The organism is Herbaspirillum sp. UBA812, assembly GCF_002296545.1.
Taxonomy (GTDB): domain Bacteria; phylum Pseudomonadota; class Gammaproteobacteria; order Burkholderiales; family Burkholderiaceae_D; genus Herbaspirillum; species Herbaspirillum huttiense.
Genome location: NZ_DBIC01000121.1, coordinates 1 through 14,761 on the forward strand (window position 1 = coordinate 1; position 14,761 = coordinate 14,761).

Annotated in this window: 9 protein-coding genes; all 9 read left to right on the forward strand. The window is 63.0% G+C overall.

Annotated features, from left to right (window positions below; translation table 11 throughout):
* Positions 1-61 precede the first annotated feature (61 nt).
* The 9 genes from B3873_RS07800 (at position 62) to typA (ending at position 14,575) form a co-directional block, all read left to right on the forward strand.
* Positions 62-2,155, forward strand: a complete 2,094-nt coding sequence (locus tag B3873_RS07800) for a putative bifunctional diguanylate cyclase/phosphodiesterase (protein WP_286865106.1) — start codon at positions 62-64, stop codon at positions 2,153-2,155.
* 407 nt (positions 2,156-2,562) lie between these two features.
* Positions 2,563-3,582 carry an SMC-Scp complex subunit ScpB gene (scpB, locus tag B3873_RS07805; protein ID WP_286865089.1) on the forward strand — a complete coding sequence of 340 codons (1,020 nt, stop codon included), beginning with the start codon at positions 2,563-2,565 and terminating at the stop codon, positions 3,580-3,582.
* Positions 3,569-5,599, forward strand: a complete 2,031-nt coding sequence (rluB, locus tag B3873_RS07810) for a 23S rRNA pseudouridine(2605) synthase RluB (protein ID WP_286865091.1) — start codon at positions 3,569-3,571, stop codon at positions 5,597-5,599. The genes scpB and rluB overlap by 14 nt, the downstream gene beginning before the upstream one ends.
* Before the next feature lie 385 nt (positions 5,600-5,984).
* Positions 5,985-6,479, forward strand: coding sequence for a ribosome maturation factor RimP (gene rimP / locus B3873_RS07815; RefSeq protein ID WP_075259416.1), 495 nt, complete (start codon positions 5,985-5,987; stop codon positions 6,477-6,479).
* On the forward strand, positions 6,476-8,035 hold the full coding sequence (gene nusA, locus B3873_RS07820) for a transcription termination factor NusA (RefSeq protein WP_039784315.1): 1,560 nt from the start codon (positions 6,476-6,478) through the stop codon (positions 8,033-8,035). Before rimP ends, nusA begins: the two co-directional genes overlap by 4 nt.
* A 52-nt stretch (positions 8,036-8,087) precedes the next feature.
* Positions 8,088-10,973 carry a translation initiation factor IF-2 gene (infB, locus tag B3873_RS07825; RefSeq protein WP_286865094.1) on the forward strand — a complete coding sequence of 962 codons (2,886 nt, stop codon included), beginning with the start codon at positions 8,088-8,090 and terminating at the stop codon, positions 10,971-10,973.
* A gap of 108 nt (positions 10,974-11,081) precedes the next feature.
* Positions 11,082-11,474, forward strand: coding sequence for a 30S ribosome-binding factor RbfA (gene rbfA / locus B3873_RS07830; protein ID WP_006464329.1), 393 nt, complete (start codon positions 11,082-11,084; stop codon positions 11,472-11,474).
* Positions 11,475-11,573: 99 nt separating this feature from the next.
* On the forward strand, positions 11,574-12,578 hold the full coding sequence (gene truB / locus B3873_RS07835; RefSeq protein WP_286865098.1) for a tRNA pseudouridine(55) synthase TruB: 1,005 nt from the start codon (positions 11,574-11,576) through the stop codon (positions 12,576-12,578).
* 155 nt (positions 12,579-12,733) lie between these two features.
* On the forward strand, positions 12,734-14,575 hold the full coding sequence (typA, locus tag B3873_RS07840; RefSeq protein WP_286865100.1) for a translational GTPase TypA: 1,842 nt from the start codon (positions 12,734-12,736) through the stop codon (positions 14,573-14,575).
* Positions 14,576-14,761 lie beyond the last annotated feature (186 nt).

Consider the following 14,761-nt stretch of genomic DNA (forward strand, 5'->3'; position numbering starts at 1 on the left):
CCGCCCTGCGGCGGGGGCGCTGTGCCGCCAGGATGCCGCGCAGAGCCAGGCGGTGCTGGCCATGGCGCGCCCGCCGCGCCTGCTGGAGACGCTGCTGGCCAATCTCGACGGCATGGTCTACCGCTGCCGCGATGATGCCCACTGGACGCTGGAATTCGTCAGCGAAGGCTGTCATGCCCTGACTGGCTATGCCCCCGAAGACCTGTTGCTCAACAGCCGCATCTCCTTCCTGCAGCTGACCCATCCGGAAGACCGCGCGTTGGTGCGCAGCCATATCGACGCCTGCATGCGCGAGCGCCGTCGCATTGACATCGAATACCGCATCGTGCACGCCGATGGCAGCCTGCGCTGGGTGTGGGAGCGCGGCGTCGGGTTGTACAACGCGGCCGGCAAGGTGGAGGCGATGGAAGGCTTCCTGCAGGACGTGACCGAGCGCAAGGAAGCGGCCCAGGCGCTGCAGGAGGCCGAGCGCCGTTATCGCAGCATCTTCGAGAACGCCATCGAAGGCGTGTTCCAGACCACGCCCGATGGCACCTACATCGCGGTCAACCCGGCGCTGGCGCGCATCTACGGCTATCACTCGCCGGAAGACCTGATCGTCGGCCTGCGCGACATCAGCCACCAGCTGTATGTCGAACCGGAGCGCCGTACGGAATTCATGCGCCTGATGGAGCAGCATGGCTCGGTCTCCAATTTTGAATCTCGCGTGTACCGGCGCGACGGCGACATCATCTGGATCTCCGAGAACGCCCGCGCCGTCTATGACGACAGCGGCGCGCTGGTCTGTTACGAGGGCACCGTCGAGGCCATCACCGAGCGCAAGCTTTATGAAGCCGAAATGCGCCATCAGGCGACCCACGATGCACTGACCGGATTGCCCAATCGCAACATGCTGCATGAGCACCTGCAGCGCGCCATTCAGGTGGCGCGGCAGAAGGGTGGACTGACGGCGGTGGTATTCGTGGATCTTGACCAGTTCAAGTTCATCAATGACAGCCTGGGTCACCAGGTCGGCGACGAATTGCTCAAGACCGTGGCGCAGCGTCTGCAAGCCTGCCTGCGGGATACCGACATGGTGGCGCGCCAGGGCGGCGACGAATTCGTGCTGGTGCTGCAGAACCAGACCGGTGGCGAACTGGGCATCGCCGAGGTGATGCAGCGCATCCTGGCCGCCGTGGCCCGGCCCTGGCAGGCGGGCGACCGCGAGTTTCAGGTCACGGCCAGCATCGGCGTGAGCCGTTATCCGGTCGATGGCAAGGATGTCGAGACCTTGCTGAAACAAGCCGATTCGGCCATGTACCGGGCCAAGGAGCAGGGGCGCAACAACTTCCAGTTCTTCGCGCCGTGGATGGACACCCAGATCAGCAATCGCCTGGAGATGCTCATCAACTTGCGCCGCGCGCTGGATCAGGAAGAATTCAAGCTCTATTACCAGCCCAAGCTGAGTTTGAAAGATGGCAGCGTGATCGGTGCCGAGGCGCTGATCCGCTGGCAGTCGCCGGAGCAGGGCATGGTGCCGCCCGACCGCTTCATCCCCTTCGCCGAAGAAGCCGGGCTGATCGTGCCGATCGGAGAATGGGTGCTGCGTACCGCCTGCCACCAGAACAAGCGCTGGCAAGAGGCCGGATTGCCGCCTATCCCGGTGGCGGTGAACCTGTCGCCACGGCAGCTGAACCAGAGCCTGCCGGAATTCGTTTCCGGTGTGCTCGAGCAGAGCGGCCTGGCGGCCTCCTGCCTGGAACTGGAAATCACCGAGAACGTGGTCATGAAGGATGCCGAGAAGAGCGTGGCTACCCTGCACGCCCTGAAGCGCCTGGGTCTGCAGATTTCTGTCGATGACTTCGGGACCGGTTATTCCAGCCTCTCGTACCTGCGCCGCTTCCCGGTGGATGCCCTGAAGATCGACAAGTCCTTCGTGCGCGACATTGCGCGCGATGCCGACAGTGCAGCCATCGTCAAAGCCGTCATCTCGCTGGCCCATATCCTGAACTTGCGTGTCATTGCCGAGGGCGTGGAGGACGAGCAGCAACATTCTTTCCTGAAGGAAAATGCTTGTGACGAAGTGCAGGGTTATTTCTTCGGCAAGCCCATGGCGGTAGAGGATTTCACCGCCTGGATGAGCCGGCAGGCGCAAAGCGGTCAGGCATGCAAATAATTGTCCGCAGGCTGCAACAGGCTGCATCCCCGCAAATCTTTGTGCTACACTCCGCGCAGTACTTTTGATGCCTTGCGCCCCGACCGCCGCAGCCTGTGCGGCCAACAAAGGCTCCATGACGCAAGGCCGGTAGTTGAAAAGGTGCAGGTCGGCCGTCCGCAACCCCGCGACATGACGGCTTTGCGAAAGCGCGAGTCCTCCGCGACGCCGATTTGCCCGGGTCTTAGATTCCAGCTCATTCAATCTCCAAACACCGGAAGGCAGCGCCGCCGCATCCAGCACTGCGCAAGACTTGCCGTATCTGGCCCGTTTCAGCTTTCGCTGCAGGCCGGACTGGCTGCAGCCGTAGCGCCGGAGACCAGCTGCAAGCCGAACTTTGTTAACAACAAGACGCACAAGAGTGGTACATGAATATTGCTGAGGCCAAGAAAGTCCTCGAAACTGCATTGCTTTGCACGCATGAGCCCCTGTCGATCAATGATCTGAAGAAGCTGTACGTCGATCCCGAGAGCGAAGAGAGCAGCGACATCAATGCCGAGATGATCCGGCAGATGCTCGATGAACTGCGCACCGAATGGGCCGACAAGGGGGTGGAAGTGGTCAGCCTGTCGACTGGCTGGCGCTTCCAGAGCCGCAAGGAGATGAAGGTCTACCTGGAGCGCCTGAATCCGGAAAAGCCGCCGAAATACACCCGGGCCACGCTGGAAACGCTGGCCATCATCGCCTACCGCCAGCCGGTCACGCGCGGTGACATCGAAGAGATTCGCGGTGTGGCGGTGAATACCCAGACCATCCGCATGCTGGAAGACCGGGGCTGGATCGAATCGATCGGCCACCGCGACGTGCCAGGCAGGCCGGCGCTGTTTGCCACGACCCGCAAGTTCCTCGATGACCTGGGCTTGAGTTCGCTGGAAGAATTGCCGCCGCTGCAGCAGGTCAGCGGCGAAGCTGCCGCCCAGGGCGCGCTGCTGGAATTGCAGGCGCTGGAAGGCGGCGTGGCGGTTCTGGCTGAAGCGGAGCAGGAAGAGGGCGAGGACGCAGGAGCGGCCGAAGCGCTTGATTCCGCTGCCACTGCCGAAGCAACTGAAACAAATGAAATAACTGAAGCCGCCGAGGCAGAAGCGCCGGCACAGGATGATCCTGCTGACGACCTTGAAGTGCCCGCGGCTGGAGAGCTCGCCACAGAGGAGCTCCAGCAGACCGATATCGAAGCAGCCGCCGCCGGGGAAGAGCGTGCTGCAGGCAGTGAAGACGCTTCCCCAGAAGCGCAAGAACCTTTTGAACAAGACGTTGCCGTAACTGGCACGGACGCCACCGAAGCCGCCGGCGAAGCGGCAGGCGAGCACAACGACACCACCGAGCGGGCCGATCAGCGGGAAGATGACGCGCGTCCGCCACATCCAGATTCGAAGAATGAAGCCAACTAGTTCCAAAGACGAGACCCAGGTCGACCTGGCCGCGGCCGATGCCGCCGCATCCGACAAGCCGGTGAAAAAGCGCACCCGCAAGCCTGCGGTCAGCGCCGCACCGGCCGAGGCAGTCGCAGCCGCGCCGCAAGAGGCCGCTGACGAGGCTGCGCCTAAGAAGCGTGCGCCGCGTGCCAAGAAGGCTGCCGCCGATGAAGCTGCGCCGGCCCCGGCCGTCGCCGAGTCCGCACCCGCTCCCGCTCCCGAAAAGAAGCCGCGTGCCACCAAGCCGCGTGCCAAGAAGGCAGATGCGGCTGACGCCCCGGCCGCCGAGGCACCCGCCCAGATGAGCCTGGCCATGGAGCCTGCACCCGCCGCTCCGGCCAAGCCCAAGCGCGCTGCCAAGCCCAAGGCTGCAGCACCCGAGGCGGCTGCGCCTGCACCGGCTGCACCTGAGCTGCCCAAGGTCATTGTCACCGTTGGTGAAGAAGTGGTTGCGCCGCCGGTCCTGCTGGATGCGCCCGTTGATCCGAATCGCGCCAAGCCCGCCCGCCGTGGCGTGCGCGGTCCGCGTGCCCTGCGCAACAACCGCGCTGCCCAGCGCGCTGCGGCCGGAGGCGGTGATGCCGCCCCTGCACATGGCAAGCACGAGGGCGATACCGCTCCTGTTGCCGCCGTTGAGCGCCAGCCGCGCGGCCAGTTCGGCAAGAACAATGGCCAGCCCGGCCAGCAAGGCAAAAAGAATTTCGAGAAGAACGGCAAGAAGCCCAAGGCCCCGCAACTGGGTCTGCGCTCGGCCGAACCGGTCGATGACATCTTCTCCTACGTGACCTCCGAGGCGTATGACCGTGACGAAGGCGCCAAGGCTGGTGGCCGCCAGCCGCACCAGATGCGCGGCAAGAACGGCCGCCGCGACCTGACCGCCGAGGACGATGCGCCCAAGCTGCACAAGGTGCTGGCTGACGCCGGCCTGGGTTCGCGCCGCGACATGGAAGAGCTGATCGTCGCTGGCCGCGTTTCGGTCAACGGCGAGCCGGCCCACATCGGTCAGCGCATCCTGCCTACCGATGCCGTGCGCATCAACGGCAAGCTGATCCAGCGCAAGGTGAGCAAGCGCCCGCCGCGCGTGCTGGTCTATCACAAGCCCTCGGGCGAGATCGTCAGCCATGCCGACCCGGAAGGCCGCAGCTCGGTGTTCGACCGCCTGCCGACCATGAAGGCCGGCAAGTGGCTGGCCGTGGGTCGCCTGGACTTCAATACCGAAGGCCTGCTGCTGTTCACCACCTCCGGTGACCTGGCCAACCGCCTGATGCACCCGCGCTACAACATCGAGCGTGAATACGCCGTGCGTACCCTGGGCGAGCTGGAAGAAGGCATGCGCCAGAAGCTGCTGTCGGGCGTGGAGCTCGATGACGGTCCGGCGCAGTTCTCGCGCATCGCCGATGGCGGTGGCGAAGGTGTGAACAAGTGGTATCGCGTGACCATCGGCGAAGGCCGCAACCGTGAAGTGCGCCGCATGTTTGAAGCGGTCGGCCTGACCGTGTCGCGCCTGATCCGTACCCGCTACGGTGCCATGACCCTGCCGCAGACTTTGAAGCGTGGTCGCTGGGAAGAGCTGGAAGAAAACGCCGTGCGCAACCTGATGGCAGCCTGTGGCCTGGAAAAGCAGGCCGGGGAAGCCAAGTCCGGCAACAGCGGCAACGCCGGTCACGCTGGCCGCACCCAGAACAATGGTCCGCGTGGCAACGCCATGCAGAACAAGGGCCCGCAGAAGGGTCGCCAGGGCGGCAACTTCGGCCAGGGCGGCAACGGTGGTAATGGTGGCAACTACGGCAACGGTGGTGGCTATGGCGGTGGCGGTGGCAACAAGGGCGGCCAGCCCAAGAGCCGCCAGCCGGATCCGCTGCAGACCGCACTGGGCTTCCCGGACGCCGGCAACCAGCGCCGTGGCAATCGTCCCCAGCGCGGTGGCAACAGTGCCCCCAACTTCATGCTGGGCGGCCTGCCCGGCATGAATCGCCGTCGCGGCGGTCGCTGAGGCTTTTCCTTGCTCGTCGGCAATGCTGCTGGCGAGCAATGTCTCCCTTGCAAGGCCAGCGGCGCGTGAAATGCACCAATGACGTTTTTTATGAACGTTTTTGTCGCTGCGATCACAATTGACATCATTCCGGATTTGCTGTGAATAGCTGAATCGGTTATAATATGTTAGTTAAACGCAACCTGCCGCGAATCGCATATGTGATAAATCATTGATAGATCCGCCTGCGCCATGATGGATGGAAGTGCGGTGGTTCGCGTGATGTGTGATCTCGCGTTGCGTGGGATAACAGAAGATGGGCAGATGCCCATTTTTTTTTTGCTGATCAATTTTAGATGTCCGCCTGCCCTCGCTGGCCATGCGGCGTCCTGATGGAGAAATAGTCTTGCAATTGCTGGAACTGATCGAATCCACCCTCGCGGGCCTGGGCTACGAACTGGTTGAGTTCGAGAAGGCACCGCGCGGTCTGGTGCGCGTCTTCATCGATTTCCCGTTCGACCCTGAAGCAGAAGAAGCGCGTTCGATCACTGTCGAGGATTGCGAGAAGGCGACGCATCAGTTGCTGCACGTCTTCACCGTGGAAAACGTGCTGTATGAACGCCTGGAAGTCTCCTCGCCCGGGCTGGACCGCCCCCTGAAGAAGTTTATTGACTTCGTGCGTTTCGTGGATTGCGAAGCCGTCGTCAAGTTGCGCGTGCCGCTGCCCGGCACGTCCAACCGCAAGACCTATGAAGGCGTGCTGCGCGAACCGGAAGGCGAGGAACTGGTATTGGAATTTGAAGCAAACGATGGGTCGGCTGCCGTGTTGAATTTCACGCTGGCCGATGTGGATAAGGCACACCTGGTGCCGCAGGTCGATTTTAGGAGTCGCAAAGGATGAGTCGCGAAATTTTGTTGTTGGTCGATGCGCTGGCGCGCGAAAAGAACGTCGATAAGGAAGTCGTCTTCGGCGCATTGGAGCATGCGCTTGCGCAGGCTACCAAGAAGCGCTATGAAGGCGAGGTCGACATTCGCGTCTCGATCGATCGCGAAAGCGGCGAGTTCGAATCCTTCCGTCGCTGGCACGTGGTGCCCGACGAAGCCGGTCTGCAATTGCCCGACCAGGAAATTCTGCTGTTTGAAGCCAAGGATCAATTCCCCGATATCGAAGTCGACGAATACATCGAAGATCCGATCGAATCCGTCGAATTCGGCCGCCGTTTCGCGCAAGACACCAAGCAGGTCGTCCTGCAGCGCATCCGCGACGCCGAGCGCGAACAGATCCTGGCCGACTTCCTGGCCCGTGGCGATGCCCTGGTGACCGGCACCATCAAGCGCATGGAGCGCGGTGACGCCATCATCGAATCTGGCAAGATCGAAGCCCGCCTGCCGCGCGACCAGATGATCCCCAAGGAAAACCTGCGTATCGGCGACCGCGTGCGTGCCTACATCCTGCGCGTGGACCGCGGTGCCCGTGGCCCACAGGTGATCCTGTCGCGCACCGCGCCGGAATTCATCATGAAGCTGTTCGAGCTGGAAGTGCCGGAAATCGAACAAGGCTCGCTGGAAATCAAGTCGGCTGCCCGTGACCCGGGCGTGCGCGCCAAGATCGCGGTCTACACCGCCGACAAGCGCATCGACCCCATCGGTACCTGCGTGGGCATGCGCGGTTCGCGCGTCCAGGCCGTGACCGGTGAGCTGGGCGGCGAGCGCGTTGACATCGTGCTGTGGTCGGAAGACCCGGCGCAGTTCGTCATCGGCGCGCTGGCCCCGGCCAACGTGACCTCCATCGTGGTCGATGAAGAAAAACACGCCATGGATGTGGTGGTGGATGAAGAAAACCTCGCCATCGCCATCGGCCGCGGCGGCCAGAACGTGCGTCTGGCAGCCGAGCTGACCCGCTGGCAGATCAATATCATGACGGCCGAGGAATCGGCCGACAAGTCGGCGGCCGAGACCGCGCTGATCCGTACGCTGTTCATGGAAAAGCTCGATGTTGACCAGGAAGTGGCCGACATCCTGGTCGAGGAAGGTTTCTCGACCCTGGAAGAAATCGCCTACGTGCCGATCACCGAAATGCTGGAGATCGAATCGTTCGACGAAGAGACCGTCAATGAGCTGCGCAACCGCGCCCGCGACGCCCTGGTGACCGAAGCGATCGCCTCCGAAGAAGGCCTGGAAGGCATGGAAGAGGAATTGATCAACTTCGAAGGCCTGGACCGTGTGCTGGCCGGCAAGCTGGGCCTGGCAGGCGTGAAGACGCTGCCGGCCTTCGCCGGCCTGGCTTATGACGAATTCGGCGCGATCCTGGCCCTGCCTTCCGAGCGCGCGCGCCAACTGATTGAAAATGCATTTGAAGATGTGACCGACGATGAAATGAAGCTCATCGATTCCAAATACGATGAGCGCGCCAAGGCCCTGCAGGCCAAGGCATGGAGCGCAGTCGAAGGCCGCTGAGAAGCGGAGCGTCTCCACATCATCTGCCGAGCCACATAGAAAAGAGGACTGAATGGCGAGTAACAACGTTGCCCAATTTGCCACCGAGCTTAAGATGCCCGCTGACCTGCTGCTGACCCAGCTGCGTTCGGCCGGTGTCGAGAAGAGCTCTGCATCCGACTCCCTGTCGAAAGAAGACAAGGACCGCCTGCTTGAACACCTGCGCCGTTCGCGCGGAGCCGCGCCGGAAGGCGAGAAGAAGAAGATCACGCTGACCCGCAAGGAAACCACCGAGATCAAGCAGGCCGATGCAACCGGCAAATCGCGCACGATCCAGGTGGAAGTGCGCAAGAAGCGCACCTTCATCAAGCGTGACGAGCCCGGTGCCGACGAGTCCGCAGCACGTGCTGCGGCCCCTCAGCGCGACCCGGCCATCGAAGCGCAGGAACGTGAGCAGGAAGAGGCTCGCCGTCAGGCCGAACTGAAGGCCCAGCAAGAACGTCTGGCCCAGCTGGAGGCCGAACGCGCCGCCCAGGCCAAGGCGGCCGAGCTGGAACAGCAACGTGCCCGCGAAGAAGCCGAAGCTGAAGCCAAGCGCCAGGCGGCTGAAGCCGCTGCTGCGGCGGCCGAAGCCGAGAAGGCCAAGGCTGCTGCGGCTGCGAGCCCGAAGGCCCCCGCTGCTGCGGCTGCCCCGGCACCGGCACCTGCCGTCGATCCGGCGGTGGAAGAAAAGAAGCGCGCTGCTGCTGAAGAAGCGAAGAAAAAGGCAGAAGCTGCCGCCAAGGAAGCCGCTGACCGTGCTGCCGCCGCTGACCGTGCGCGCAAGGCTGTGGAAGACGAAGTCGCCCAGATCAAGGCCATGATGAATGCGCCGCGTCGCGTCATCAAGGCACCGGAACCTGCACCGGCCCCGGCCAAGACCTCGGAAGGCACGCTGCACAAGCCGGCCACCGCGGCCAAGCCGGGCGAAAAGAAGGATGACAAGAAGCCCGCCGTGGCGGCAGACAAGAAGTCGATCAAGTCGGCCAATGTCTCCTCCACCTGGCAGGATGATGCCAAGAAGCGTGGTGCCGGCGGCATGAAGTCGCGTGGCGCCACCGGTGGTGGCGGCCGTGACGGCTGGCGTGCCGGCCCCAAGGGCCGTCGTCACTCGCATGGCGATGACCAGCGTGAAAGCAACTTCCAGGTGCCCACCGAAGCGGTGGTGCACGATGTCTACGTGCCCGAAACCATCACCGTGGCCGAAGTGGCCCACAAGATGGCGGTCAAGGCCTCCGAAGTCATCAAGCACCTGATGAAGCTGGGCCAGATGGTCACCATCAACCAGGTGCTGGACCAGGAAACCGCGATGATCGTGGTGGAAGAAATGGGCCACCGCGCCCACGCCGCCAAGCTGGACGATCCGGAAGCGCTGCTGGTCGAAGGCGAAGAACACGCCGACGCCGAAGCCACCCCGCGCGCACCGGTGGTCACCGTCATGGGTCACGTCGACCACGGCAAGACCTCGCTGCTGGATTACATCCGCCGCACCAAGGTGGCCTCGGGTGAAGCCGGTGGCATTACCCAGCACATCGGTGCCTACCACGTGGAAACCCCGCGCGGCATGATCACCTTCCTGGATACCCCGGGCCACGAGGCGTTCACCGCCATGCGTGCCCGTGGTGCCAAGGCCACCGACATCGTGATTCTGGTGGTGGCCGCCGACGACGGCGTCATGCCCCAGACCAAGGAAGCGATTGCCCACGCCAAGGCCGGCGGTGTACCGCTGGTGGTGGCCATCAACAAGATCGACAAGCCGGGTGCCAACCCCGACCGCGTCAAGCAGGAACTGATCGCCGAAGAAGTGGTGCCGGAAGAATACGGTGGCGATGCCCCGTTCATCCCCGTCTCCGCCAAGACCGGCGAAGGCATCGACTCGCTGCTGGAAAACGTCCTGCTGCAGGCCGAAGTGCTGGAACTGAAGGCACCGGTGGATGTGCCGGCCCGTGGCCTGGTGATCGAAGCCAAGCTGGACAAGGGCCGCGGCCCGGTGGCAACGATCCTGGTGCAGTCCGGTACCCTCAAGCGCGGCGACGTCGTGCTGGCCGGTTCGGCCTACGGCCGTGTGCGTGCGATGCTGGACGAAAACGGCAAGAACATCGCCGAGGCAGGCCCGTCCCTGCCGGTGGAAATCCAGGGCCTGACCGAAGTGCCCTCCGCCGGTGAAGAAGTGGTGGTCATGACCGACGAGCGCAAGGCGCGCGAAATCGGCCTGTTCCGCCAGGGCAAGTTCCGCGACGTGAAGCTGGCCAAGCAACAAGCCGCCAAGCTGGAAAACATGTTCGACCAGATGACCGAAGGCGAGGTCAAGAACCTGCCGATGATCATCAAGACCGACGTGCAAGGTTCCCAGGAAGCCCTGGTGCAGTCGCTGCAGAAGCTGTCGACCGCCGAAGTGCGCGTCCAGGTGGTGCACGCTGCAGTGGGTGGCATCAGCGAAAACGACGTCAACCTGGCCGTCGCTTCGAAGGCCGTCATCATCGGCTTCAACACCCGTGCCGATGCGTCGGCGCGCAAGCTGGCCGAAGCCTCGGGCGTGGACATCCGTTACTACAACATCATCTATGATGCGGTGGACGAGGTGAAGGCCGCGATGTCGGGCATGCTGTCCCCGGAAAAGCGCGAACAGGCGCTGGGCCTGGTGGAAATCCGCCAGGTGTTCGTGGTCAGCAAGGTTGGCTCGATCGCCGGCTGCTACGTGCTCGAAGGCCTGGTCAAGCGTGGCTCGCAAGTACGCCTGCTGCGCAACAACGTGGTGGTGTGGACCGGCGAACTGGACTCGCTCAAGCGCTTCAAGGACGACGTCAAGGAAGTCAAGTCGGGCTTCGAGTGCGGTCTCTCGCTCAAGGGCTACAACGACATCGAAGTGGGCGATCAGCTCGAAATCTTCGAAGTCCAGGAAGTTGCCCGTACCCTGTAATGCAATACGCCGGCGTATCGTTCGCGATGCGCCGGCTTCACTGGCAAGATCCGTCGCAGCAACGCGGGAATCCTCCCGCCACGCCCTCGGCGGATTGTTTTTTAAAGCATGGCAAAACACAGCAAATCCATTCCCGGACGCGGCTTGCGCGTCGCCGACCAGATCCAGCGGGACCTGTCGGAGTTGATCGCCTTCGAGCTGAAGGATCCGCGGGTGGGCATGATCACCATTACCGAAGTGCAGGTCACTCCGGACTACGCGCACGCCAAGGTCTTCTTCACCACGCTGGTGGACAACCCGGACGCGATCAAGAACACCCTGGCCGGCCTGCGCAAGGCGGGCGGTTACCTGCGCACCCAGCTGGGCCGCAGGCTGACCATCCACACCCTGCCGGAACTGCATTTCGTGCACGACAACTCGACCGCACGCGGCATTGAAATGTCGCGCCTGATCGACGAAGCCAACGCCACCCGCGCCAAGGATTCGGACGACGAGGCTTGATGACGGGCGGTTCTTTTCCCGTTGCATTGCAGTTTTCTTCACACTTTTCACGCCGGTCTGCGATTCCCTTCATTGGGGCGTGGGCCGGTCTTGCATTTCATGGCCGACGATACGATGGCGGACATTGGTTCCGCTTCCCCTGAACCGCTGCAGCCGCGCGCCAAGCGCGGCCAGCAGGCCCGCACGCCGCGTCCCCCGCGCGTGCCGGTGCATGGCGTGCTGTTGCTGGACAAGCCGGTCGGCTTGTCCTCCAACGACGCCCTGATTCGCGCCAAGCGCATGCTCAATGCGCCCAAGGCGGGTCATACCGGCACCCTGGACCCGTTCGCCACCGGCCTCCTGCCGCTGTGCTTCGGCGAAGCCACCAAGTTCTCGCAGGACTTGCTGGAAGCCGACAAGACCTACGAAGCCCTGGTCCACCTGGGTGTGCGCACCGATACCGGCGATACCGAAGGCCAGGTCATCAGCGAGCGCGCCGTCGAGGTCAGCGTGGCGCAGATCGAAGCCGCGCTGGCGCAGTTCCGTGGCCCCATCAGCCAGGTGCCGCCGATGCACTCGGCCTTGAAGCGCGACGGCAAGCCCTTGTACGAATATGCTCGCGCCGGCATCACGCTGGAGCGCGAAGCCCGCAACGTCACCATCCACGCCCTGGACCTGCTGGACTACCAGGCCCCCATGCTGCGCATCCGCGTCACTTGCAGCAAAGGGACATATATCCGCGTGCTGGGTGAAGATATTGGCGAAGTACTGGGCTGCGGGGCGCACCTCAATGCCCTGAGACGCACTGGAGTCGGCGCTCTCACCCTGGAGGGAGCGGTCACGCTGGAGACCTTCGATGCCGCCGCTGAGCTGGAGGCCCGCAAGGCTTTGCTGCTGCCGGTAGACGGCCTCTTGCGCAGCTTCCCGGCGGTGCAGCTCAACGATGAGCTGGCGCGCCGCTTCCTGCACGGCCAGCGCTTGCCGCTGGGCAAGGAAGGCGTGGCGGTACCGGAGCAGACCGGCCGCGTGCGCGTCTATCGCAGTTCGGACGCTGCCTTGCTGGGCACCGGACTGTTGCAGGAATACGCCATCCTGGCCCCCGAAAGGCTGGTGTCCACCGCCTGAGGACAGATAGCGTCAAACGGCTCGCAGCCGAGCCTTGCGGGGTAGCCCGCAAGGCTCGGCAAGCCGTTGATAACACAGGTTTTTCCAAAGTTCATGCGTCGCAACATGCTATAATGCGCGCCTCCCGAGATTCGGCATTCCCAACCACATTCACCATGTCAAACAATATCCGCGCAATTCGCAACATCGCCATCATCGCCCACGTTGACCACGGCAAGACCACCCTGGTGGACCAGCTGCTGCGCCAGTCCGGCACCTTCCGCGACAACCAGCAAGTGGACAACCGCGTGATGGACTCCAACGACATCGAAAAGGAACGCGGCATCACCATCCTGTCGAAGAACTGCGCGGTGGAATACAAGGGCACCCACATCAACATCGTCGACACCCCGGGCCACGCCGACTTCGGCGGTGAGGTCGAGCGCGTGCTGTCGATGGTGGACTCGGTGCTGCTGCTGGTGGATGCGCAGGAAGGCCCGATGCCGCAGACCCGCTTCGTGACCCGCAAGGCACTGGCCCTGGGCCTGAAGCCCATCGTCGTCCTGAACAAGATCGACCGTCCGGGCGCACGCGCCGAGTGGGCCATCAACGCCACCTTCGAACTGTTCGACAAGCTGGGCGCCACCGAAGAGCAGCTGGACTTCCCCGTGATCTACGCCTCGGGCCTGAACGGCTACGCCAGCCTGGATCCGGAAACGCGCGAAGGCAACATGGAGCCGCTGTTCGACGCCATCCTGAAGTACGTCCCGGCCCGCAAGGATGACCCGGACGCACCGCTGCAACTGCAGATCACCTCGCTGGAATATTCTTCCTACGTCGGCAAGATCGGCGTCGGCCGTATCCTGGCTGGCCGCGTCAAGGGCGGTCAGGACGTGGTGTGGATGAATGGTCCGGAAGACAAGCCGACCAAGGCCCGCATCAACCAGGTGCTGACCTTCAAGGGCCTGGAGCGCGTGCTGGTCGATGAAGCGCTGGCTGGCGACATCGTGCTGATCAACGGTATCGAAGAAATCGGCATTGGCTCCACCATCTGTGCGCCGGATGCCCCCAACGGCCTGCCGATGCTGAAGGTGGATGAACCGACCCTGACCATGAACTTCATGGTCAACACCTCGCCGCTGGCTGGCCGCGAAGGCAAGTTCGTCACCACCCGCCAGATCCGCGACCGCCTGGAAAAGGAACTGAAGTCCAACATGGCGCTGCGCGTGGTGCAGGCCGAGAACGACGACTCGACCTACGAAGTGTCGGGCCGTGGTGAGTTGCACCTGACCATCCTGATCGAAAACATGCGCCGTGAAGGCTTCGAGCTGGCCGTCTCGCGTCCGCGCGTGGTGTTCCGCATGGTCGACGGCGTGCGCGAAGAGCCGTACGAAAACCTGACCGTCGACGTCGAAGAAACCCACCAGGGCGGCGTCATGGAAGAACTGGGCCGCCGCCGTGGCGACCTGCAGAACATGGAACCGGACGGCAAGGGCCGTGTGCGCCTGGAATACCACATCCCGGCGCGTGGCCTGATCGGTTTCCAGGGTGAATTCATGACCCTGACCCGCGGCACCGGCCTGATGAGCCACGTTTTCGACGACTACAAGCCGGTCGATACCACCAAGGGTGAACTGGCCGGCCGTCGCAACGGCGTGTTGATCTCCCAGGATGACGGCGCTGCCGTGGCCTACGCACTGTGGAAGCAGCAGGATCGCGGCCGCATGTTCGTCAGCCACAACGACCCGGTGTATGAAGGCATGATCATCGGTATCCACTCGCGTGACAACGACCTGGTCGTCAACCCGATCAAGGGCAAGCAGCTGACCAACGTGCGCGCTTCCGGTACCGACGAAGCAGTGCGTCTGGTGCCGCCGATCGAACTGTCGCTGGAATACGCAGTGGAATTCATCGAAGACGACGAACTGGTCGAAGTGACCCCGAAGAGCATCCGCCTGCGCAAGCGTCACCTGAAGGAACACGAGCGCAAGAAGGCGTCGCGCGAAGAATCCATTTGATTCGGTAGCAGGGAAGGGCAGTCCGTGAATGGACTGCCTGTAGTGGGGAGCGGGAAATGGCAGGCTGGGCTGGTGATGATATCTGGTTTGTGAATACCTGATATCAGCATAAAAAAGCAGACAGCCATGATGCACTGCCATATAGTTATACCTGTCTCCTCCAATTTCCTCCTAAAGAATTGGATT

Coding starts and splice junctions, on each gene's coding strand:
- B3873_RS07800 (WP_286865106.1), top strand. CDS start 62: ATGGCGCGCCCGCCGCGCCTGCTGGAGACGCTGCTGGCCAATCTCGAC.
- scpB (WP_286865089.1), top strand. CDS start 2,563: ATGAATATTGCTGAGGCCAAGAAAGTCCTCGAAACTGCATTGCTTTGC.
- rluB (WP_286865091.1), top strand. CDS start 3,569: ATGAAGCCAACTAGTTCCAAAGACGAGACCCAGGTCGACCTGGCCGCG.
- nusA (WP_039784315.1), top strand. CDS start 6,476: ATGAGTCGCGAAATTTTGTTGTTGGTCGATGCGCTGGCGCGCGAAAAG.
- infB (WP_286865094.1), top strand. CDS start 8,088: ATGGCGAGTAACAACGTTGCCCAATTTGCCACCGAGCTTAAGATGCCC.
- rbfA (WP_006464329.1), top strand. CDS start 11,082: ATGGCAAAACACAGCAAATCCATTCCCGGACGCGGCTTGCGCGTCGCC.
- truB (WP_286865098.1), top strand. CDS start 11,574: ATGGCCGACGATACGATGGCGGACATTGGTTCCGCTTCCCCTGAACCG.
- typA (WP_286865100.1), top strand. CDS start 12,734: ATGTCAAACAATATCCGCGCAATTCGCAACATCGCCATCATCGCCCAC.